Source organism: Shewanella sp. MTB7, assembly GCF_027571385.1.
GTDB lineage: Bacteria > Pseudomonadota > Gammaproteobacteria > Enterobacterales > Shewanellaceae > Shewanella.
In genome coordinates this window covers 642,588-663,921 of record NZ_CP085636.1, presented here as the reverse complement: position 1 = coordinate 663,921, position 21,334 = coordinate 642,588, and the positions used below count along the sequence as shown (strand labels likewise).

General features: G+C 43.1%; 13 protein-coding genes and 4 tRNA genes. 12 read left to right on the top strand and 5 right to left on the bottom strand.

From position 1 onward, the window contains the following. The first annotated feature begins 9 nt into the window (after window positions 1-9). The 6 genes from HWQ47_RS02920 to HWQ47_RS02895 are packed head-to-tail and all read left to right on the top strand — an operon-like array spanning window position 10 to window position 8,273. Window positions 10-2,190 carry a type I secretion system permease/ATPase gene (locus tag HWQ47_RS02920; RefSeq protein ID WP_269969702.1) on the top strand — a complete coding sequence of 727 codons (2,181 nt, stop codon included), beginning with the start codon at window positions 10-12 and terminating at the stop codon, window positions 2,188-2,190. Continuing rightward, window positions 2,183-3,565: an HlyD family type I secretion periplasmic adaptor subunit gene (locus HWQ47_RS02915; RefSeq protein ID WP_269969701.1), complete on the top strand. Its 1,383-nt coding sequence runs from the start codon at window positions 2,183-2,185 to the stop codon at window positions 3,563-3,565. Before HWQ47_RS02920 ends, HWQ47_RS02915 begins: the two co-directional genes overlap by 8 nt. Before the next feature lie 30 nt (window positions 3,566-3,595). Next, a complete protein-coding gene (locus HWQ47_RS02910; RefSeq protein WP_269969700.1) occupies window positions 3,596-5,014 on the top strand; it encodes a TolC family outer membrane protein in 1,419 nt (472 codons plus the stop codon). Continuing rightward, on the top strand, window positions 5,014-5,619 hold the full coding sequence (locus HWQ47_RS02905; protein ID WP_269969699.1) for an OmpA family protein: 606 nt from the start codon (window positions 5,014-5,016) through the stop codon (window positions 5,617-5,619). The genes HWQ47_RS02910 and HWQ47_RS02905 overlap by 1 nt, the downstream gene beginning before the upstream one ends. 18 nt (window positions 5,620-5,637) lie before the next feature. Continuing rightward, window positions 5,638-6,342 (top strand): transglutaminase-like cysteine peptidase, encoded by a 705-nt coding sequence (locus HWQ47_RS02900; RefSeq protein WP_269969698.1) that lies wholly within the window; start codon window positions 5,638-5,640, stop codon window positions 6,340-6,342. A gap of 8 nt (window positions 6,343-6,350) precedes the next feature. Beyond that, on the top strand, window positions 6,351-8,273 hold the full coding sequence (locus HWQ47_RS02895; protein ID WP_269969697.1) for a bifunctional diguanylate cyclase/phosphodiesterase: 1,923 nt from the start codon (window positions 6,351-6,353) through the stop codon (window positions 8,271-8,273). 214 nt (window positions 8,274-8,487) lie between these two features. Here the strand turns inward: HWQ47_RS02895 and HWQ47_RS02890 are convergent. The 4 genes from HWQ47_RS02890 to HWQ47_RS02875 all read right to left on the bottom strand — a co-directional run bounded on the left by HWQ47_RS02890 (window position 8,488) and on the right by HWQ47_RS02875 (window position 9,057). Next, a tRNA-Pro gene (locus HWQ47_RS02890) sits at window positions 8,488-8,564 on the bottom strand. A gap of 67 nt (window positions 8,565-8,631) precedes the next feature. Next, window positions 8,632-8,708 (bottom strand) — tRNA-Pro (locus HWQ47_RS02885). 137 nt (window positions 8,709-8,845) lie between these two features. Next, window positions 8,846-8,921, bottom strand: a tRNA-His gene (locus HWQ47_RS02880). Between the two features lie 59 nt (window positions 8,922-8,980). After that, window positions 8,981-9,057, bottom strand: a tRNA-Arg gene (locus HWQ47_RS02875). A 247-nt stretch (window positions 9,058-9,304) separates the two neighbouring features. Between HWQ47_RS02875 and HWQ47_RS02870 the strand changes: the two genes are divergently transcribed. Next, window positions 9,305-11,929, top strand: a complete 2,625-nt coding sequence (locus tag HWQ47_RS02870) for a sensor domain-containing diguanylate cyclase (RefSeq protein ID WP_269969696.1) — start codon at window positions 9,305-9,307, stop codon at window positions 11,927-11,929. An 83-nt stretch (window positions 11,930-12,012) separates the two neighbouring features. Here the strand turns inward: HWQ47_RS02870 and rep are convergent, their stop codons facing one another. Beyond that, a complete protein-coding gene (gene rep, locus HWQ47_RS02865) occupies window positions 12,013-14,025 on the bottom strand; it encodes a DNA helicase Rep (protein WP_269969695.1) in 2,013 nt (670 codons plus the stop codon). Between the two features lie 211 nt (window positions 14,026-14,236). Here rep and HWQ47_RS02860 point away from each other — a divergent pair, with 211 nt between their 5' ends. From HWQ47_RS02860 to creD, 5 genes are all read left to right on the top strand, one after another. Further along, the gene (locus HWQ47_RS02860; protein WP_269969694.1) at window positions 14,237-14,797 is read left to right on the top strand and encodes a TetR/AcrR family transcriptional regulator; all 561 of its coding nucleotides are present in this window, start codon (window positions 14,237-14,239) and stop codon (window positions 14,795-14,797) included. Between the two features lie 34 nt (window positions 14,798-14,831). Then, the gene (locus HWQ47_RS02855) at window positions 14,832-15,950 is read left to right on the top strand and encodes an efflux RND transporter periplasmic adaptor subunit (RefSeq protein ID WP_269969693.1); all 1,119 of its coding nucleotides are present in this window, start codon (window positions 14,832-14,834) and stop codon (window positions 15,948-15,950) included. A gap of 12 nt (window positions 15,951-15,962) precedes the next feature. Further along, window positions 15,963-19,043: a multidrug efflux RND transporter permease subunit gene (locus tag HWQ47_RS02850; RefSeq protein ID WP_269969692.1), complete on the top strand. Its 3,081-nt coding sequence runs from the start codon at window positions 15,963-15,965 to the stop codon at window positions 19,041-19,043. Window positions 19,044-19,224: 181 nt separating this feature from the next. Further along, window positions 19,225-19,491, top strand: a complete 267-nt coding sequence (gene ubiK, locus HWQ47_RS02845) for a ubiquinone biosynthesis accessory factor UbiK (protein WP_269969691.1) — start codon at window positions 19,225-19,227, stop codon at window positions 19,489-19,491. 204 nt (window positions 19,492-19,695) lie between these two features. Then, on the top strand, window positions 19,696-21,042 hold the full coding sequence (gene creD / locus HWQ47_RS02840) for a cell envelope integrity protein CreD (protein ID WP_269969690.1): 1,347 nt from the start codon (window positions 19,696-19,698) through the stop codon (window positions 21,040-21,042). Window positions 21,043-21,334 lie beyond the last annotated feature (292 nt).

Here is a 21,334-nt window from a genome sequence, read left to right as displayed (position 1 = left end):
AGCTTTTAGGTGTCCGTAACAGCCCCTAAAAATACTGAACAGTGGACGGTGTCAGCCTCTCAACGAGTAACTGTCGATCCCTTACTAGACAGTTTAGTACTATTAACCGAATATTTCGGTAGCCCCTGCTCTAGCGAATCTATGGCAGCAGGGCTGCCTTTGTCCGGCAGTGTACTGACACCCGATTTAGTGCCTCAGGCCGCTGCTCGTGCGGGGTTAGCGGCTAAACTAACTCAAAAAGGTCTAAACCAGATTTCACCTATTTTTTTGCCCTGTGTATTACTCCTTAAGGATAAAAAAGCCTGTCTTCTTCGTGAGTTAGATGTCGAAAAAGATAGAGTGGTTATCCAACTACCTGAGACCGGTGGGGAACAGGTATTAACACTTGAGGATTTAGAAGCCATCTATGTTGGTTATCTATTTCTTGTTAAACAGCAGTACCGTGGAGACATGGGCTTCGACGTTCATCTCCATGACAATAAAACTCATTGGTTGCTACAAACCCTTAAAGATTCAGCCCCTATCTATCGAGATGCACTACTGGCTTCAGTTTTGGTCAACCTATTTGCCTTGGTCTCCCCGCTTTTTATCATGAATGTTTATGATAAAGTTGTACCAAATTTAGCTTTCTCATCACTATGGGTACTGGCCATTGGTGCCAGCGTCGCTTACATATTCGACCTAATATTGAGACAACTACGCTCCTACCTTATCGATGTGGCAGGCAAGAAAGTCGACATTATCGTCTCCTCAAGACTGTTTGCTAAAGCCATAGGGATACCACTCGAAAAACGCTCACCAAGTGTGGGAGGTATGGCTAGACAGTTGGGCGAGTTTGACAGTATTAGAGAGATTTTAACCTCAGCAACGATAACGACACTGGTTGATCTACCTTTTGCTCTATTTTTCTTGATTATTATCTATGTAGTAGCAGGTGATCTTGCTGTCATTCCCCTCATAGGAAGCATCATTATCATTGGTTACACCCTAATCATGCAGCCAAAGTTAAAAGCTGCAATTGAGGAGAGTAATAAATTTTCTAGTTTAAAACACGGTCACTTAATTGAATCTCTGGCGTCATTAGAGTCTATAAAATCAAGCGGTGCTGAGGGTTTGGTGCAGAAAAGCTGGCAACAGATGATAGGTCATACCGCCAACTGGCAACTAAAATCTAAAAAGATTTCCACCGCAGTGACTAATCTCGCGAACTTTGTCGTACAACTCTCAGTGGTCTGTGTGGTGATTTTAGGTGTATATCGAGTCGCAGACAATGAGATTTCTATGGGCGGTATTATTGCCGCGGTGATTTTATCAAGTCGTGCAATAGCGCCTATGGCACAACTAGCTGGCTTGATGACTCGAGGAAATCATACAGCCAGTGCTCTACGTCAGCTCAACGAGATCATGACTCAAGAAGATGAGTTTGAAAATAAAGGCCACTTGGTTAGCCGACAACGCTTAGAGGGAAAGATTAGCGCCGATAACATTAGCTTCAGTTATCCTGGTTCAGAAAAACCTATTTTGCATCCCATGTCTCTCAATATCGAGCCAGGTGAACGCATTGCCATCATAGGCCGCAACGGTTCAGGCAAGAGCACATTGGCTAAGATGCTTGTGGGACTCTATCAGCCCACAAAAGGAAGTCTGAGATACGATGGACTCGACTCTGCTCAGATCCATCCAACAGACCTAAGGCGTAACTTTGGTTATTTACCTCAAGATATAACGCTTTTTCACGGCACAATTAGGGACAATATTCTCTTTGGCACCCGTCAGGTAACTGAGCATCAGTTAATTAGGGCTGTACAACTTTCAGGCATAAATCACTTTACTGATCTTGACAGTGAAGGCTTAGATCAGCAGGTTGGAGAAGGTGGCCAGTCCCTATCCCGCGGTCAGAGACAAACCGTAGCACTGGCAAGAGCAACGTTAAATGACCCTCCTGTTCTGCTAATGGATGAACCCAGTGCCAGTTTAGATGCTCGGGCGGAAAAGCAATTCATTCATGCTATGCAAAATGTCACTCGAGATCGAACACTACTACTGATCACCCACAAGATGCATCTGTTAAAACTCGTGGACAGAATTATCGTGTTAGACAGAGGACATGTGATTATTGATGGGCCAAAAGCTGAGGTACTCGATAAACTAAGTAAGGGCTTACTCGCTGGAGGACAAACCAATGAGTAAGCATTTAACTACCCAAGATCTAGAGATGGTCGATGATGTGTATGGTGCCATGATGACAGATGCACCAACCAGTCATAGATTAATAATCTGGGCCCTTACCTCCTTGGCTATATGTTTTTTTGTTTGGGCATTTTTTTCCAAACTTGATCAAGTGACAACAGGTATGGGAAAAGTAATTCCCTCTTCACAAATACAAGTAATTCAGAGTCTTGATGGTGGAATAATGCAAGACATGTATGTGAAAGAGGGAATGATAGTCAAAAAAGGACAAGCACTTGTTCGTATTGACGCTACTCGCTTTCGTTCTGACTTTGCACAGCAGGAGCAAGAAGTATATAGCCTACAAGCCAATGTAAAACGATTAGAAACTGAATTAAACAGCATCGTCATTACCGATATGACATCTGATTGGCGTGAACAGGTCAAAATCACTAAGTTACCTCTGACATTTTCAGTTGAACTCACAGAACTCGAACCTGAGCTCATCAAACGCCAACAGGAAGAGTACTCGGGTCGATTAGACAGCCTCAGTAACCAGCTCGAAATTTTAGTTCGACAGATACAACAGAGACAACAAGAGACACAAGAATTAGCATCGAAAATAAAAACCTTAACCAGAAGCTACCAGTTAATTTCCCGAGAGTTATCACTGACACGTCCCTTAGCAGATAAAGGCATTGTTCCTGAAGTTGAACTACTTAAACTCGAACGTACTGTCAATGATATCCAAGGTGAATTAGCCACCATGAGATTATTACGCCCTAAAGTAAAAGCTTCACAGGATGAAGCCATCTTAAAAAGACGCGAAGCCGTTTTTACCTTTGCAGCCGATACACGAACTGAGCTTAACGACTTACAAACTAAACTTTCACGGATGAGTGAAGCGCAAGTTGGCGCTCAAGATAAAGTCAATAAAGCAGAGATAACATCTCCGGTCAACGGTACGATTAAGAGCATTCACATAAACACCTTAGGAGGCGTTGTTCAGCCTGGTGTTGATATCATTGAGATTGTTCCATCTGAAGATCAATTATTGATTGAAACAAAAATACTACCTAAAGATATCGCGTTTTTACACCCAGGACTACCTGCTGTGGTTAAAGTCACAGCCTATGATTTTACTCGCTATGGAGGGCTAAATGGGATCGTCGAGCATATCAGTGCTGACACATCACAAGATGAGGAGGGAAACAGCTTCTATCTTGTTAGAGTTCGAACTGAACTATCAAGTTTAATGAGGGACGATGGCACAGAGATGCCAATTATACCAGGGATGTTGACTTCAGTTGATGTGATTACAGGGCAAAGATCCATTCTAGAATACATACTTAATCCAATTTTAAGAGCTAAAGATACCGCCCTTAGAGAGCGATAAGCCTCAAAATTCAACCTGGAGGGGTTAACAATGAATACCAGTACAATTCGGCAGTTGAAACGCAGTGCTCTAGCACTGACATTTAGCGCGCTGTTCATTCAAGTATCGGCTTATAGCCAGACACTGGAACAAGCTGTAGCACATACTTTAGATACGAATCCTGAAATTCGTATCGCGTTTAACCGATTTAAAACCCGTGAAGAGCAAGTTAACCAAGCTATCGCTGGTTATATGCCAACCATAGATCTAACTGGCGGATATGGGTGGGAGCAAACTAATAGTCCTTCGTCTCGTAGGAAAATCAATCAAGGTAATCCTGATGTTGATTCTGACGGTATCATCGGACTAGAGCGTGGTGAAGCAGGCTTTAGCATTAAGCAGATGCTTTTTGATGGCTTCTATACCAGTAGCGAAGTTGATAGATACAGCTTCGAAGCCAGCGCGGATCAATGGGCACTTTTCTCGGCTGCTGAAGATATGGCTCTCGATGTAGTCAAGGTATACATTAATTATATTCGTACTGATCAAGTCGTAACGCTAGCTGAAAAGAACTTGCTCAGCCATCAAGACATCTATGAACAGATCAAACAAAGAACCGACTCCGGTCTAGGTTCAATCGCCGATCTATCTCAGATAACGGGTCGTTTAGCTCGCGCAAACGCTAACCTGATCTCTGCCAAAAACAATTTTTTTGATGCTAAGGCTCAATTTATAAAAGTAGTTGCATCAGAGCCTGAATATTTAATCGTCCCCGTGCCGGATGATGAGATGCTGCCAGAGGACCTGAGCACCAGTATTCTCCTCGCTCAAGAAAACCATCCGATATTAAAATCTGCTAGCAGTGATATCGAAGCGGCTAAAAATGAAAAATCATCAGTACAATCAAATTATTACCCTAAACTCTCTTTAGATTTGGCAGGTAATTGGAACAATAACTTAGACGGTGAAGATGGTTTCAGTGTGATACCAACCTCGAATGTTTCTGGTTACAGTAACGATCTCGTTGCCATGGTCAGAATAAAGTACAACCTATTTTCTGGTGGCAAAGATCTGGCGCGCGAGAAAGAAGCTGCCTACAAAATAAATGAAGCCAAAGAGATCCGTCAGCGTGCGCATCGTCAAGTTGTTGAAGGCGTCACTCTTTCTTGGAACGCTTATGAGCTACTCGAACCCCAGAAGATGTATATCCAAGAACATGTTATCGCAGCCAAAGATACACAAGTTGCTTATAGCCAACAATTTAACTTAGGCCAACGAACATTGCTCGATCTGCTCGATACCGAAAATGAACTATTTGAGGCTCGTAAAGATTATATAGAAACGGAATATGACCAAGTCATCTCTGAGTATCGTGTATTAAATGCAACGGGAAGACTTCTGGAATCACTAAGAGTCACTCGCCCTGATGTATGGCTAGGTGAACGCAACTACGAAGGAGGGGTAAACTAATGAGAGCTTTCATTCTGATATTAAGCATAATTTTACTTGCCGGTTGTTCCATGAGAGACATAGTCACTATGGATGGAGCGACAACCCAAGTAAACGATCTCAATGATAATGATACCGATGGTGTTATCGTTGCCCGTGAACGCTGCAACGATACTTTTGTTGGCGCAACCATTGATAACTATGGCTGCGGAAAGATCAAACCCATTAACAAACGTCAGGAACTTAAGATTTTATTCCCTAATGACTCTTTTTACATTGACCCTATGTACTATGATCAAGTTGAAGTCATCGCAACATTTATGCGCCAGTTTCCTAATACTAAAGTGACCATCGAAGGACATTCTAGTAAGACGGGATCTTACGATCATAATTTAGTTCTCTCCCAAAACAGAGCTAATGCGGTCACAACAACACTAAGTGAACGCTTTGGAATAGATACTGACAGGTTAACTGCTATTGGCTACAGCTTTGATCGTCCAATTGATTTTAGTGAGACCGCAACAGCCCATACTCGAAATAGACGTGTTATCGCTGAAGTCACAGGTGAAGATACAACAGCAGATATGAAGTGGAATATCTATACGGTAGATGAAGAAGTGCAATAAGGAATAAAATCTAACATCATGAAAGACAGGCTTAATAATTTACCTTATATCAAAGTCTGTCGATTCTTGTTAATCGCAGTGATGTTAGGCACTTCTTGTCTTTATGCTTCCCCTACACAAAAGCTCAATAAGGAACATATTACCTCAACGCTTGAGTCTCGCTACGGTGAGCGAGCGGGAAAACGAGTTAGAGCTTGGTTTAGAGTGCTAGATGAAGCAAAAAACCTAAACGAAAGAGAGAAGATCACTAAGGTAAATAGCTTCTTTAATCTATTTCGTTTCGTTGATGATATTAAGCTTTGGGGAGAGAGCAACTACTGGGCCACACCAATGGAGTTTATTGGTGTTAACGGTGGTGATTGTGAAGATTTTTCAATTGCCAAATATTTCACTCTACTCCAACTTGGTGTAGCAGAAGATAAATTGCGGATCACTATGGTAAAAGCAACCACGGTTAATCAATACCATATGGTGTTAGCTTATTACGAGACTCCTGGGTCTATCCCGCTAGTGCTGGATAATTTAGATCGCAAGATAAAACCTGCAACTCAGAGAAAAGATCTGCTGCCGGTATACAGTTTTAATGGTCGACAGCTTTGGCTTAACAAAGAAAAAGGACGAGGGGTTCTTGCAGGTTCATCTAAGAAGCTTGCTAAATGGAACGACCTCAAACACAGATTGGGTGTCGAAAGACTCAGAAAACCCAAATTAAGATTGGAGTAGCTAGAAAGATGACACTGTTTCGACAGATATACTCACTACTGTTCGGCCTATTCTTACTGGTGGTCGCGAGTTTAGGCTATGTACAATTCACTGAGACTCAAAGCTTTTTAACAAAGCAGATGGAATCAGATCTTAACAACACCAGTAATTCACTGGGCATAATGTTAGTTCCTGATCTCGAGGCTGGTGATATTGTTGGCGCTGAAACCCTGATCAATGTCATCTTCGAAGGTGGCTACTATCAACAAGTTAAATTGACTTGGTTAGTGGATGGTAAACAACAAATCTGGAATAACCCCATCCACATAGAGGGAGTTCCCAAGTGGTTTGTTGATCTTGATTTTTTTCACACAATAAAGAAAGAAAGCACAATAACATCAGGTTGGATCCAGTTAGCAAATTTAGAGATCACTGCCCACCCAGGATTCGGCTACCATGAACTCTGGCGAACTTTGACGAACGCTATTATCGTCTTCTCAATCCTATTTCTCATCGCCATTGTGATGGCTCGGGTTGGTCTTACTTGGATATTAAAACCGCTCAACGAAATAGCTAAACATGCAAAAGAGATCGCTCAACGTAAATTTGGACCTGATATGCAGATCCCCAAAACTGCTGAGCTTAAATCTGTTGTTTTAGCCTTTAACAGTATGTCAGATCAATTAAAGCAACTGTTTAACTCTCTCGATGAAGAAGTGGGTGAACTTCGAAAGAAGAATTTAGTTGACCAAGCTTCCGGCCTACCAAATCGACAATATATGATGGGGCGATTGAACAGTTGGTTAAATGAGCCAGCCGGCGGTGCCTTAGTCATGGCTAAATTCGATTGGCTAGAGGAAGTTCATAGTAAATATGGTTATCAAGTTAGAGATGAAACCATCAAACTACTTGCAGAAAAGATGAAAGAGCAGCTAGATGAAGTCGCAAGTTCAGTTATCGCAAGAATCGCGGCCTATGAATTTGCCTTTTTAATTACCAGTTCCGAACATGATCAGACCAGTAAATATTTACAGACCTTGATTCGAACCATAAACCAAGAAATGTCTAAGGCTGGTTGTAAACCAAATGAAAACTTTGCTATTGGTGTTGCCGAACGCATTGGGCAGATGTCTGTTTCTGATATTTTAGCCCAAACAGATAACGCTCTTCAAAAAGCCATTAAAGAGGATAAAGTTTTCCACTGGTTTGAAACCAATGAAAAGCAGTTATTCACTCGAGAACAGTGGCGTGAACACTTAAGCGCAGCGATTCAAAAACGTCAATTTAAGTTTAAATGGCAACCTGTTCATCTCAATAACAGTAACAACATCTTACAAAGAGAACTTTATTGTCAACTTAATATGGGAGATAAGATAATTCATGCAGGCCAATTTATGCCCTATGTGGAGTTATTGTCTCTAGGCTCTTTACTCGATAGATGCTTAATCGAAGATATACAAGAGAAGCACCTACTCAGTAAAAATCACGAGCCCATAGCAGTAAACCTAACGTTTCAGAGTTTAAGCGATCCTAAGTTCCATGAATGGCTCAATGCCTTCTTGCGATCCACCTCTCTACCAGAACGTATCTGTTTTGATATTCCAGAGGCTGCAGTCTACAGCGATCCTGATGCCTGCCACTCAATCTGCAGCATCATTCGGGATAACGGGGCGCATTTTGGTATCGATCACTTCGGTCGTCAGTTTGGCTCTATGTCCTACCTGCAATCACTCAGACCTAGCTACGTTAAGTTAGACCAATCTTTCGCCTACTATGATGACAGTGAGCACAGTGGTGAACTCTGTCGAGCAATTATCAATGTAGCACGAGGACTCGACATTAAAGTCATTGTGACTGGTATCGAAGAGATGCGTCAATTAGAGCGATTTACGCCACTAAAAACTAATGCCTTTATGGGCTATATCTTCCCGCCAACTGAAATTGAAGATTAACTCTTAAAGAGTAATGAGTTCCCATTGATATAAGGCCTAGGTACTACCTAGGCCTTTCTATGTACGAGAAAATAGCTTCCACCTTTGGTTTCAAAGGCTCAAAAAGCTTTCGAATTTGATTGGCTGATTTAATAAAGAGCAGGATTCGAACCTTTGACTTCCATCAGCTAAAGCTAAAAAGCCCTTAGATTTCTCTAAGGGCTTCTAGTAAATTTGGTCGGTGATAGAGGATTCGAACCTCTGACCCTCTGGTCCCAAACCAGATGCGCTACCGGGCTGCGCTAATCACCGAAACTAATATTTAAAGAGGTTACCCTCTGTTCTTGCTATATCAAATAAATTCAATACATATATAATTTGGTCGGTGATAGAGGATTCGAACCTCTGACCCTCTGGTCCCAAACCAGATGCGCTACCGGGCTGCGCTAATCACCGAAATTGATATTTAAAGAGGGTCACCCTCTGGTCCGTTCTTATCACAATCTGGATACACTACCAAGCTGCGCTAATCACCGAGACTGATATTTTAAGAAGTCACCCTCTGTAAATCGTCGAACTAATGTTAATTGAAATGGGGTGACTGATGGGGTTCGAACCCACGACAACCGGAATCACAATCCGGGACTCTACCAACTGAGCTACAATCACCACTGACTATTTCAATAACATTCTTACGACTAACTTAGCGTTCATCACATTCAGAGTGCTGGTGCACCCAGAAGGATTCGAACCCTCGGCCTCACCCTCCGGAGGGGTGCGCTCTATCCAGCTGAGCTATGGGTGCCTGCCTTGTTAGCGAGGCATATAATATGGATTATTTAGCCTGCCGTCTACAGATTTATTCAATTAGCTCGCTCGTTTGCTCAACTTTTAACTCATTGTGCTTATTTTTACGCATTAAGCCTGTTTTATCTGCAATGCTTGATGAGTAAATACCTTGGCTGTGATGCTTTTTCATGCTATTTATACCACAATAAAAAATTAGTCCAAATCCTAGCTCCATAAAATAAGAATAGCGATTGGCGGATATTATGTTTAGGGATGAATCAACTCAATATTCACACCGTGAATTTGAGCTTATGCAAAAAAGGATCACACGCTTAAAGAGCCTAGCTCTTAAGTATAAGCGAGCTGAAGTCACGCAAAATATGTTGCTGGAGTTATCCAACTTAGCAGCGGAGGTGAGTTCCCCAAGCGAATTTTATTCGCAGGTTCATCGATCTCTCAACATTCTTCTCCCTGCTGATAATTTCTTTGTCGCCTTGCTCAATCAACAAAATAACGTACTTGAAGTGCCATTTTTTCTCGATGAAAAAGATGACCACCCCATTAAGTTATTCTCCAAAGAAAGCATCTCAGAAAAATTGTTTAGCGGCCTTACTGGCTATGTGCTCAAAACGGGAAAATACCTCCTTTGCGATCAAGATAAATTTGATCAACTGATCTTAGATAAAGAAATAGAAAGTCTTGGCGCACCTTGTCACCAATGGCTTGGCACGCCAATCAAGATAAATCATAGCGTAGTGGGTGTACTCGTTATTCAGAGCTATTCTAAAAATATTAGTTTCACTGAGATGGATATCGAGTTACTCAGTTTTGTTAGCCATCAAATATCCAATATTATGGCGAGGCTTCAACATCAAGAACAACTAGAGCAGGCCATAGCACAAAGAACCAAAGAACTTAGTGTTGCCTACGACAAGCTGAAACAGGAAGTAAATGAAAGACGTCGTGCAGAACAACTACAGAAATCGCTATTTGAGATAGCCGACTTATCAACCTCGAACATTGACACCCATACCTTCTATTCCGAGCTTCACCGAGTTATTAGCCATTTGATCCCCGTAAGCAACTGTTACATTGCTTTGCTCAATGAACAATGCACCATGATTCACTTTCCTTTTTATGTCAGCCAAGCTAAAGGCCCCGAACCAAGCACTAGAAACATTAGTGATGGATTAACTGAGTACGTAATTAAGCACCGTAAACCATTACTTCTACAACGTAGTGATATTCAAGCCTTAGTCAATGCTGGTGAAATATATTCAAAAATGCCAGAGATTGATAACACCAAAGATATCCATCAATGGATTGGTATCCCTCTGTTCATTCGAGAGCAAGTTCGTGGTGCATTAACTATTTATAGCACGAGCAAAACACGAAAATATCAAGAAAACGATCTCGATCTTCTCACCTTCGTATCTCAACATATCGGCAATGCTATTGAACGTAAATTATCAGCCGAATCATTAATCTCAAGTTATGAACAACTCGAAGAGAAGGTCGTTGAGCGAACACAAGCGCTGGCATTACTTAATCAAGATTTAGAGAAAGAGATAACCCAGAGACGAAAGGTAGAGCGACAGCTCACCCATGATGCAAATCATGACTCATTAACCGGACTTCCCAGTCGCGCTATGTTTATGGAGAGACTTGCTCAAGCAGTCAAACATACCCGTAGACATACACTCGATCGATTTGCTCTCCTGTTTATCGATTTAGACAGATTCAAACTCATCAATGACACCTTAGGTCATCTTGAAGGCGACCGATTTCTAGTCGAAACCTCAAGACGGCTCAAATTGTGTATCCGAGATAATGATACCTTAGGTCGAATTGGCGGCGATGAATTTGTCATACTACTCGATAGAATAAATGGCTCTCACGATGCTGAAGAGGTCGCAGAGCGTGTATTAACTGGTTTATCAGAGCCTTATAAATTAACAAATCAACAATTCAAGTCTGGTGCAAGTATTGGTATTGCTTTTAGTAATAATAAGGCAGATACCAGTGAGTCCCTATTACGGGATGCTGACGCTGCTATGTATCAAGCAAAATCAAATGGCAAAGGTTGTTATGTTACTTTCGATGATAAGTCTCATAAACAACTGGATAAAGATATCGAGCTAGAACAGGAGCTTCAAAATGCTATCTCGAACCGCTCACTGTTGATAAGTTACCTGCCAATTCAAGAGCTATCCACTGGGGAAATACTAGCACTAGAACCCCGCCTCTATTGGAATCACCCCTGCTTAGGCAAAATTAAACAAACCAAACTATTCAATATCGCCGAGCATTGTAATTTAACCACAGAGCTTGATATCTTCCTGCTAGAAAGCCTCAATGATGAGTATTCAGGGTTACGGAAAAGAACATTAGACCACCTGCCTTTGCACCTCAACATCTCCGGACAACACCTAAAGCATAAACACGCCTTAAGGCAGCTCAAAAACAAACTTAAACAAAGCCATTTTAATCGCCAGCAAATATGGTTATTTTTCGATGAGCAAGGCTTTATCTTCGATACTGATAACCATATATGTGCTTTTGAACAACTCACTAAATTAGATGTTAATTTAGCGCTGAGCGGATATGGAAGTGCCCATAGCGCACTAAGTAGCCTAACCTTCTTACCTCTTCAAGGTTTGAAACTCGATCCAAGTTATGCCAACCACCTTGATAGTGAACAACATACTAAGCTACTCAACGCTCACTTCTTAGCAGCGCAGGCTCTCGAGTTAAACGTTTTCGTTGACGGCATTAGTACGACAAATCAGAAAACTGCGATGCAAAAAATAGGATTTGAGCAAGGGCAAGGACAAGCCTTGGGAGAAGTCATTCATCTGAGAGAAATATCTGAGCTCGTTTGTGCCTAGGTATACTCAAACCACGTCAAGATGCAGAATTCAAATAGTTTGGTGATAAACTCCTCCGTTATAATAAAAGAGGAGTCCTCAAGTTACTTCTTAAACATATCTCTTAGGTTGGCGATGTTCGACTTTCCCGTCTGTTGACGTTGATCTTCGCTCTGAACCTGCTTACGGTTCTCCCAGATCAAATCATCTTGGGGTAACTCAAGCAAAAAACGACTAGGCTCACAACGCATGGTTTCACCAAACTGGCGCCGCTCACGACACAATACAAACCAAAGTTCCTTCTGAGCTCGAGTGATGCCAACATAAGCAAGACGACGCTCCTCTTCAACGTTATCTTCATCGATACTGCTCTGATGTGGCAAGATCCTCTCTTCAACACCCACCATAAACACATAGGGGAATTCAAGACCTTTAGAAGCATGCAAGGTCATCAATTGCACCTGATCTCCTCCTTCATCTTCGCTGTTTCGCTCCATCATGTCTCTTAGCGTTAAACGTGTCACCACTTCAGACAAGGTCATCCCTTCATCTAGTTCATCCCCCTGAAGCATCTCAGTCACCCAGCGATATAATTCCGAGATATTCTTCATTCTCATCTCAGCGGCTTTGGCGCTAGTACTGGTCTCATAGAGATAGTCTTCGTAATTGATATTACGAATAAGATGTTTAACCGCATCAACCGGATCGCCTCGAGTGGCTCTTTCACCGGTATCGATAACAAACTGACCAAACTTATACAATGCTCCCATCGCAGCGGGGGTCAGATGATGATTAAGCTCAGCCTCAAAAATCGCCTCAAACATGGAGATATGACGCCCGTTGGCGTAATTACCTAAACGTTCGAGAGTGGATGGACCAATGCCTCGTTTAGGTAAGTTCACCACGCGCAAAAATGCATTATCGTCATCTGGATTAACCACCAGCCTTAAATAAGCCATAATGTCTTTAATCTCGGCTCGACCAAAAAATGACGTACCACCACTTAATTTATAAGGAATTCTGTTGGTCATTAATGATCGTTCGAGCAGACGAGACTGATGGTTACCACGATACAATATGGCGTAATCACCAAATTGGGTTTTCCCCATAAACTTATGGCGGATCATTTCAGCGATCACTCGCTCAGCTTCCTGCGCCTCATTCGCCGCAATCAAGACTCTTAATGGCTCACCGTAGGCAAGCTCACTAAATAGCGCTTTATCATAAACATGAGGGTTATTGGCAATCAGTATATTGGCCGCTCGCAGAATACGTTGACTCGAGCGATAATTCTGCTCGAGTTTGATCAATTTAAGGGTAGGAAAATCTTTACCTAGCAGCACCAGGTTTTGCGGTTTAGCGCCACGCCATGAGTAGATTGATTGATCGTCATCTCCTACCACAGTAAAACGCGCTCGTTCACCCACAAGCAGCTTAACAAGTTCATACTGACTGGTGTTGGTATCTTGATATTCATCCACCAGCATATATTGAATACGCTGCTGCCATTTATCCCTTACCTCTTTATTGTGCCTAAGCAAAAGAGTAGGAATTAAGATGAGATCGTCAAAATCCAGCGCGTTGTACGCCTTCATATGTTTGGCATAACGTTGATAAAGATGAGCAAACAATTTTGATTGCTCATCTGCAGCAATCTTATCGGCTTGCTCGGGAACAATCAGATCCCCCTTCCAGTTCGAAATCGCCGTCATGAGGTTCTTTAACAGATCTTTATCACCGTCGAACTCATCTTCGGTCAGCTCTTTCAAAAGCGCCAAAGAATCCTGATCGTCAAACAAGGAGAAGCCCGGCTTTAAACCAATGACCTTATGCTCACGCTTAATAATTTCTAACCCTAAGGTGTGGAAAGTCGAGATCCACAAACCACGCGCTTCTTTGCGTCCCATAGACTGAGCAACACGCTCTTTCATCTCACGCGCCGCTTTATTGGTAAACGTGACCGCTGCAATCGTTCTGGCTTTATAGCCACACTTCTGCACCAGATAGGCAATCTTATTAATGATCACGCGAGTTTTACCACTACCTGCACCCGCCAATACTAGGCAAGGGCCAGAAACATAGTGAACGGCGTCATTTTGTCCGGGATTTAGCTTCATCTGTTAACTTTTACCAAAACACTGTATCCAAACCTCTTCCATATGCAGAGTCCTGCATTTGGAGATTCATTGGATATAAACAATATTGAATGATTGCCGATCATACCAGAATTTCCCCTACATCCTCTATTTCATGATTGCCATCTTTAAACAGGTAACATAGAATAGTGAATGAACATTCATTCATTCCGTACGCTATACTGAGAATAATATGGATAATAAGCGCGAGCTTATCTTCAGAGCCACCGAAAAAATTATCGCTAGTAAGGGGTTGCAGGGGCTTTCGATGCAACAGATTGCAAATGAAGCCGGTGTTGCCGCTGGAACGATTTATCGTTATTTCAAAGATAAAGAGGAGTTAATCTCTGAATTAAGGAAACATGTGCTCCGCGAAGTGGCGAGTAATATTTTAGTCGACTGCCAAGAGGGCAACCTAGAACAGAGATTTAAACGGATCTGGTTCAATATCGTTGATTTTGGCCGACAACGCACGCCAGCAAACTTGAGCTATGAGCAATATATACACCTGCCAGGAATCGATTCAGACCCACATCAAGCTTTTGAAAAAAGCACTTTTCAAGGACTGCATCAGCTATTCGAAGCGGGAAGAGTCGAGGGCATATTTCATAATTTACAAAACAAGGTCATGTTTGCTATTTCACTAGAGCCGTCAATGGCACTGGGTCGAAGCATACGTCGAGGCCAAATAGAATACGATAAGAACGAATTAGAAGTTGCCTGCGATATCTGCTGGAAAACCTTACTCAAATAACCAAAATAAACTTAAAAAAGGAACGATCAGGAAAATGAAAAAATGGACCCTGATAATGCTCATCATTGCACTTCTCACATTCGGCTCGGTCATTGGTTTTAACATCATGGTTAAAGGCAAAATTGCCGATGCCATTGCCAATATGCCTGAGCCTCAATCCCCTGTCACAGCCATGACACTGATACCACAAAATTGGCAGCCGACTATTGATGCAATCGGTTTTGTCGAGCCTAATCAAGGTGTGACCATCGCCAATGAACTTGCAGGTGTGATCGATAGCATTAACTTTGAAAATGGCACTGAAGTCAAAGTAGGACAGAACCTCATTCTGCTCGATTCAACGGTTGAAAAAGCAAACTTAAAGAGCAAAATGGTTCAGTTACCTGCCGCCGAAGCTGACTACCAAAGGCTCAGTCGCCTTTATAAGAACAGCTCAGTGTCTAAGCAAGATTTGGATAACAGCGAGTCTAAATATTTGGCTTTAAAAGCTGACATTGAAAGTCTTACTGCCACCATAAATCGTAGATCCATCGATGCACCCTTTGCAGGCCTAGTGGGTATTCGCAGTGTGAACTTAGGTCAATATCTTCAGGCTGGCACCGATATCGTTCGCTTAGAAGATATCAGCACCATGCAGATCCGCTTTACTGTGCCACAAACTCAACTGCCACGTATTTCTAACGGACAAACGATCCACGTCTATGTAGATGCTTACCCCACTCATCCCTTTGAAGGTAAAATATCAGCCATTGAACCTGCTGTTTTCTACCAGAGTGGTTTGATCCAAATACAAGCAACAATACCGAATATAGATGCAAAATTACGCAGTGGTATGTTTGCGCGAGTGTCTGTTTTATTACCCGAAATGACGCAACAATTTGTGCTGCCTCAAACAGCAATTAACTTCACTCTTTACGGTAACTCTATCTATCTGATCCATGAGAGCCAAGAGCAAGGAAATACGGTAAAGCGTGTACAACAGATCAATGTTGAAATACTGGAGCGTAACGGAAATAACGCCTTAGTCACCGGAGCACTCGCCGCCAATGACCTCATTGTGACTTCAGGTCAGGTCCGACTCAGTAACAAAAGCAAAGTCAAAGTGACCGAGGATGATGCATTGACTCCTCCCGCCACTATGCCACAACTATAATAGGAGCTGGCAATGCGCTTTACTGATATTTTCATTCGCAGGCCGGTCCTCGCCGCCTCGATAAGCTTCCTACTATTGCTCTTAGGTTTTAACTCCCTAAGTAGTATGCAGGTTCGTGAATACCCAGAGATGACCAACACAGTGGTCACCGTATCCACCAGCTATTATGGTGCCGATGCAAATCTCATTCAGGGCTTTATTACTCAGCCCTTGGAGCAAGCCTTAGCTCAGGCTGATAACGTCGACTTTATGACCTCAGACAGCTCATTGGGCACCTCTAAGATCACGGTCTACATGAAGCTCAATACTGATCCTAATGGGGCTCTGGCTGACATACTTGCCAAGGTCAACTCCGTCCGCTCTCAACTGCCGAAAGAGGCCGAAGATTCCACTGTTGATATGTCAACGGGATCGCAAACATCGGTACTTTACATCTCCTTCTCCAGCGTTCAAATCAACTCGAGTCAGATAACCGATTATCTAGAGCGAGTCGTTAAACCACAGCTTTTCACTGTCAACGGTGTCGCAAAAGTTAACCTCTATGGCGGTATCAAATACGCCATGAGGATATGGATCGATCCCGCTCGTATGGGGGCGTTCAATCTCTCTTCAACTGAAGTAATGCAAGTTCTACAAGCCAACAACTACCAGTCGGCAGTGGGTCAGGCAAATGGCACATTTACCCTCTTCAATGGTACGGCTGATACCCAAGTGGCCACCGTCGAAGAGTTGGAAAAACTGGTTATTGCCAGTAAAGATGGCTTGGTTGTTCGCCTAGGTGATATTGCCGAGGTGAGTCTAGAGAAAAGTCACGATGTCTACCGCGCACTAGCCGACGGTCAAGAGGCCGTCGTTGTTGCACTCGATGTAACACCAACCGCTAACCCTCTGATTGTGGCTGCCGATGCTCGTGCACTTATGCCTGATATCCAACGTAGTCTGCCCGTGTCAATCAATGCCCGTATCCTCTATGATTCCTCATTGGCGATCGATGAGTCGATTCAAGAGGTGATTAAGACCATAGGTGAAGCGTCGATCATTGTGATTATCGTGATCACGCTTTTCCTCGGTTCACTGCGTGCGGTCATTATTCCAATCGTAACGATTCCACTCTCATTAATCGGCGTGACCGTCATCATGCAGATGTTCGGTTTTACATTGAACCTAATGACACTACTGGCGATGGTGCTGGCCATCGGCTTAGTGGTGGACGATGCCATTGTGGTGGTGGAAAATGTCGACCGACATATCAAGTTAGGTGAAACCCCCTTTAGAGCTGCCATTATTGGTACCCGTGAAATTGCGGTGCCGGTTATCTCCATGACCATTACACTGGCGGCAGTGTATGCACCCATTGCTTTGATGGGGGGGATCACAGGTTCACTCTTTAAAGAGTTTGCTCTCACCTTGGCCGGAGCGGTATTTATCTCCGGCATTGTCGCGCTGACGCTGTCGCCAATGATGTGTTCAAAAATCTTAAAGCCTCACTCAGCACCTAACCGTTTTGAGCGCGGAGTAGAGCACTTCCTATCTGGGATGACAAACCGTTACCAACGCATGCTCAATGCCGTAATGGAACGTCGCCCTGTTGTGCTAGCTTTTGCTATTATCGTGTTTGGTACTCTGCCTGTGTTGTTCAGTTTCATCCCCTCTGAGCTGGCACCGAATGAAGATAAGAGTGTGGTCATGATGATGGGCACAGCGCCCTCGACAGCAAACTTAGATTACATTCAATCGAATATGATGCTAGTAACCGATATCATCAAGTCACACCCAGAAAGCGAGGCTTCACTCGCCTTTGTGGGTATACCAAACTCTAACCAAGCCTTCGGTATTTCGCCATTGGTGCCTTGGAGTGAGCGTGACCATAGCCAGAAAGAGATGCAAAAAATACTGGGTGATGAACTCAAACAGATCCCAGGCATAGCAGTAACCACCTTCCAAATGCCAGAGCTTCCTGGTTCATCTGGTGGCCTACCTATCCAGTTTGTGATCACCACATCTAACTCTTTCGAAAGCCTGTTCCAGATAGGCAGTAACGTGCTCGAGAAAGTGCAGAATAGTCCGTTATTTGTCTACTCAGAAATCAACCTCAAGTTCGATTCTGGCACCATGAAAATCCATATCAAACGTGATCTTGCCGGCAGTTATGGCATTACCATGCAAGATATAGGTGTAACGCTAACCACCATGATGAGTGATGGTTATGTCAATCGAATCAATCTCGACGGCCGTTCTTATGAGGTGATCCCACAAGTTGAGCGTCAGTTCCGAGATAACCCTGAAGCGCTCAATGGCTTCTACGTTAAGGCTGCCGATGGTCGCTCTATCCCGCTATCTAGCTTAGTGGACATAGAGATGGTCGCAGAACCGCGCTCTTTGCCTCACTTTAACCAGATGAATGCATTGACCGTAGGCGGAGTTGCCACACCAGGCGTCACGATAGGTGATGCTATCGACTTCCTCAAGAATATAGGCGATAACGACCTGCCTAAAGGGTACGACTATGACTTCCTAGGTGAAGCTCGCCAGTACGTCACCGAAGGCTCAGCGCTATTTGCCACCTTTGGTTTAGCACTGGCAATCATCTTCTTAGTCTTAGCCAGTCAATTCGAGAGTATTCGAGATCCCTTAGTGATATTGGTCTCTGTGCCTCTGGCTATCAGTGGTGCATTAATCGCACTTGCTTGGACACACGTCTTTGGACTCTCATCGATGAACATCTACACCCAAGTCGGTCTCATCACCTTAGTGGGGTTAATCACTAAGCACGGGATTTTGATGTGTGAAGTCGCCAAAGAGGAACAACTGCATAACGGCCTCAGTAAGATTGATGCGATTAAGCTTGCAGCCACAGTGCGTTTACGTCCTATCTTGATGACCACAGCAGCCATGATAGCGGGTCTTATCCCTCTCTTATTTGCCGTTGGAGCGGGCGCAGTGGCTCGATTCAATATTGGTCTGGTTATCGTCTCTGGTTTAGCAATAGGCACAGTGTTTACCTTATTTGTTCTACCAGTGATCTACACCTATCTAGCTGAAAGACATGTGCCTCTTCCTGAGTTTGATGAAGAGATAAAAGTCACGGCATAGCAGTGATAGCCCATCTAAAAAGACCCAGTTCAGTTATTGAACTGGGTCTTTTTGTTACTAACCTAAACCTATAATCCTGAATTGAGGTTAACCCGTTACTGATCTCACAGGTTTCTTAAAATGACACCCTCAGGTACACTCTTAAGTAATATACATTCATAGCTAATGGCGGAAATAAACCATGTTCAATCCAAAGAAAATCGAAGAGGTTGCTAAGCAACTGAGCGAAAACCTACCAAATGGCTTGAAGCAGTTTGCCGGTGAATTCGAAGAGAAGAGCAAACAGATCCTGCAGAACCAGCTAATGAAGTTAGATGTGGTTTCCCATGAAGAGTTTGAAATACAACAACACGTATTATTGAAAACCCGCGAAAAACTTGAAGCACTGCAAGCACAAGTCAATGCGCTTGAGAAGAAGCTTAACGAACGTGAAGAGTCTGCAGAATAATCTGTCCAACTCAGAGAAAGTAAGGGAACTTATTCGCTAACTCCCAACAGAAAAAGAGTGCTTACGCGCTCTTTTTTGTTTTTATGATCATCACAAAGCCTCTTTTTTGCCACTATTGATCATCGCCTTGCCCCCCTCCCCTCGCACTATTCTGTTTCAATACCGACAGGAAATATTACTCAATAAAGGGAAAGGTAATCAGCAATGCTCAACTTATTCACAACAGCTGCCAGCAATATCACCCACAAAATAATCATCTTGGTCGCCATATCACTGCTATCGGCAATCCCTTTAGGGATCGTGATGAACATGACCTCTGACCGCCAATACCTCTATCATGACGTCATCAATGAAATAGGCCAATCATGGGGACCACAACAACGAGTCTCTGGGCCTGCGCTTGTCATCCCTTATCGTTATCAAGTGATAAAAGAGAAAGTGAATGATGCTGGGGAGCCGGTAAAGTTCAAGTCAGAATACCAAAGTGAGCTTGTTATACTCCCTAAACATTTAACCTTAGCGATGGATCTTAAACACGATTTTCGCTCCAGAGGCATATATCAGTCACTTGTTTATGGTGCGGCTGTCACTGGCAAGGCTAAATTTGTGATACCTAAGCTGGACATCGAAAATCTCGTTGAACTCAAAATTGATAATGCCCGTCTTGTTTTCGGTATTTCAGCCAATCAGGCGATTGAAAAAATTGAACAGTTTACCCTACTCAACACACAAGGTGAGACGCTATCAACTCTAGTCGATAATGGCATCATGCCCGGCACAGGACTGGATCGTCTGCAAGGGTTAGAGCGTGGATTTCACCAGCCTATCTCAGTGGATCTAACACAGAAAAAGTTTGAAGTAGAATTTGTCATAGCACTACGTGGGTCGCAGTCCATTAGTGCACTACCTTTAGGTGAACATACCGATATAAAGATCACCACAGACTGGCCCCACCCTAGTTTCAACGGGATCTTACCCACCAATAGAGAGATCTCCGATACTGGCTTCAGTGCCGACTGGCAAATCAGTCACCTGACCCGTAACTATCCTCAAGTGTTTAGTAGTGATCAGGATATCGACCTCACCGAAGTTCAGGCAAGCAGCCAGCTTTTTGAACCCGTCACTCACTATGGTAAAATTAAACGCTCTGTAAAGTACGGCATGCTATTTATCGCCCTCACTTTTATCATGCTGCTGATCTTCGAATTAAGCCAGAATACACGCCTTAATTTAGTTCAATACCTCTTAGTAGGCTGTGCTGTCACGCTATTTTATCTACTGCTTCTCTCGCTCTCTGAGCATTTGGCTTTTAACTATGCCTACTCTATTGCCGCCAGCATTCCGATTTTATCAATATCAGCCTATGTTGGCAGTGCCACAGCCAGTGTAAAGAAGGGAAGGATTATGGCCGCCATGTTAGTGAGTCTTTATGGCGTACTTTATTCAATACTCAAGCTTGAAGATTACGCACTCTTAATGGGCACAGGCCTACTGCTTACAGTCCTCTTAGCACTCATGTTCATTACACGTCATCGAAGTGTTGAAGCGTAAATGATTTATCCTCAACGTCGCTTGTGAATATCACCCGTTATAATGTTGTTTATGTAAGGAGTCACTAACATAAGCAACATCCCATCTTTAAAAACACGGTTTTGAAGCCCCAATGGCGTAATATGGTCATAGGGGGTTTTCTCAGTCATTTTTACGTTAATAATTTACACAAGTGTTAATGACCAGTTAAATCCATGATGTTAATTCATTCGCTTTGCTTGTTTATCAAGCTATCTGCTTGGCAATATGATTTTTGCAAGTTAGCCTAAGCGGCTTGCGTTTATAAACTGTA

Excerpts from the sequence above, each read along its gene's own strand:
- HWQ47_RS02915 (WP_269969701.1), top strand. The coding sequence starts at position 2,183 with ATGAGTAAGCATTTAACTACCCAAGATCTAGAGATGGTCGATGATGTG.
- HWQ47_RS02910 (WP_269969700.1), top strand. The coding sequence starts at position 3,596 with ATGAATACCAGTACAATTCGGCAGTTGAAACGCAGTGCTCTAGCACTG.
- HWQ47_RS02905 (WP_269969699.1), top strand. The coding sequence starts at position 5,014 with ATGAGAGCTTTCATTCTGATATTAAGCATAATTTTACTTGCCGGTTGT.
- HWQ47_RS02900 (WP_269969698.1), top strand. The coding sequence starts at position 5,638 with ATGAAAGACAGGCTTAATAATTTACCTTATATCAAAGTCTGTCGATTC.
- HWQ47_RS02895 (WP_269969697.1), top strand. The coding sequence starts at position 6,351 with ATGACACTGTTTCGACAGATATACTCACTACTGTTCGGCCTATTCTTA.
- HWQ47_RS02870 (WP_269969696.1), top strand. The coding sequence starts at position 9,305 with ATGTTTAGGGATGAATCAACTCAATATTCACACCGTGAATTTGAGCTT.
- rep (WP_269969695.1), bottom strand. The coding sequence starts at position 14,025 with ATGAAGCTAAATCCCGGACAAAATGACGCCGTTCACTATGTTTCTGGC.
- HWQ47_RS02860 (WP_269969694.1), top strand. The coding sequence starts at position 14,237 with ATGGATAATAAGCGCGAGCTTATCTTCAGAGCCACCGAAAAAATTATC.
- HWQ47_RS02855 (WP_269969693.1), top strand. The coding sequence starts at position 14,832 with ATGAAAAAATGGACCCTGATAATGCTCATCATTGCACTTCTCACATTC.
- HWQ47_RS02850 (WP_269969692.1), top strand. The coding sequence starts at position 15,963 with ATGCGCTTTACTGATATTTTCATTCGCAGGCCGGTCCTCGCCGCCTCG.
- ubiK (WP_269969691.1), top strand. The coding sequence starts at position 19,225 with ATGTTCAATCCAAAGAAAATCGAAGAGGTTGCTAAGCAACTGAGCGAA.
- creD (WP_269969690.1), top strand. The coding sequence starts at position 19,696 with ATGCTCAACTTATTCACAACAGCTGCCAGCAATATCACCCACAAAATA.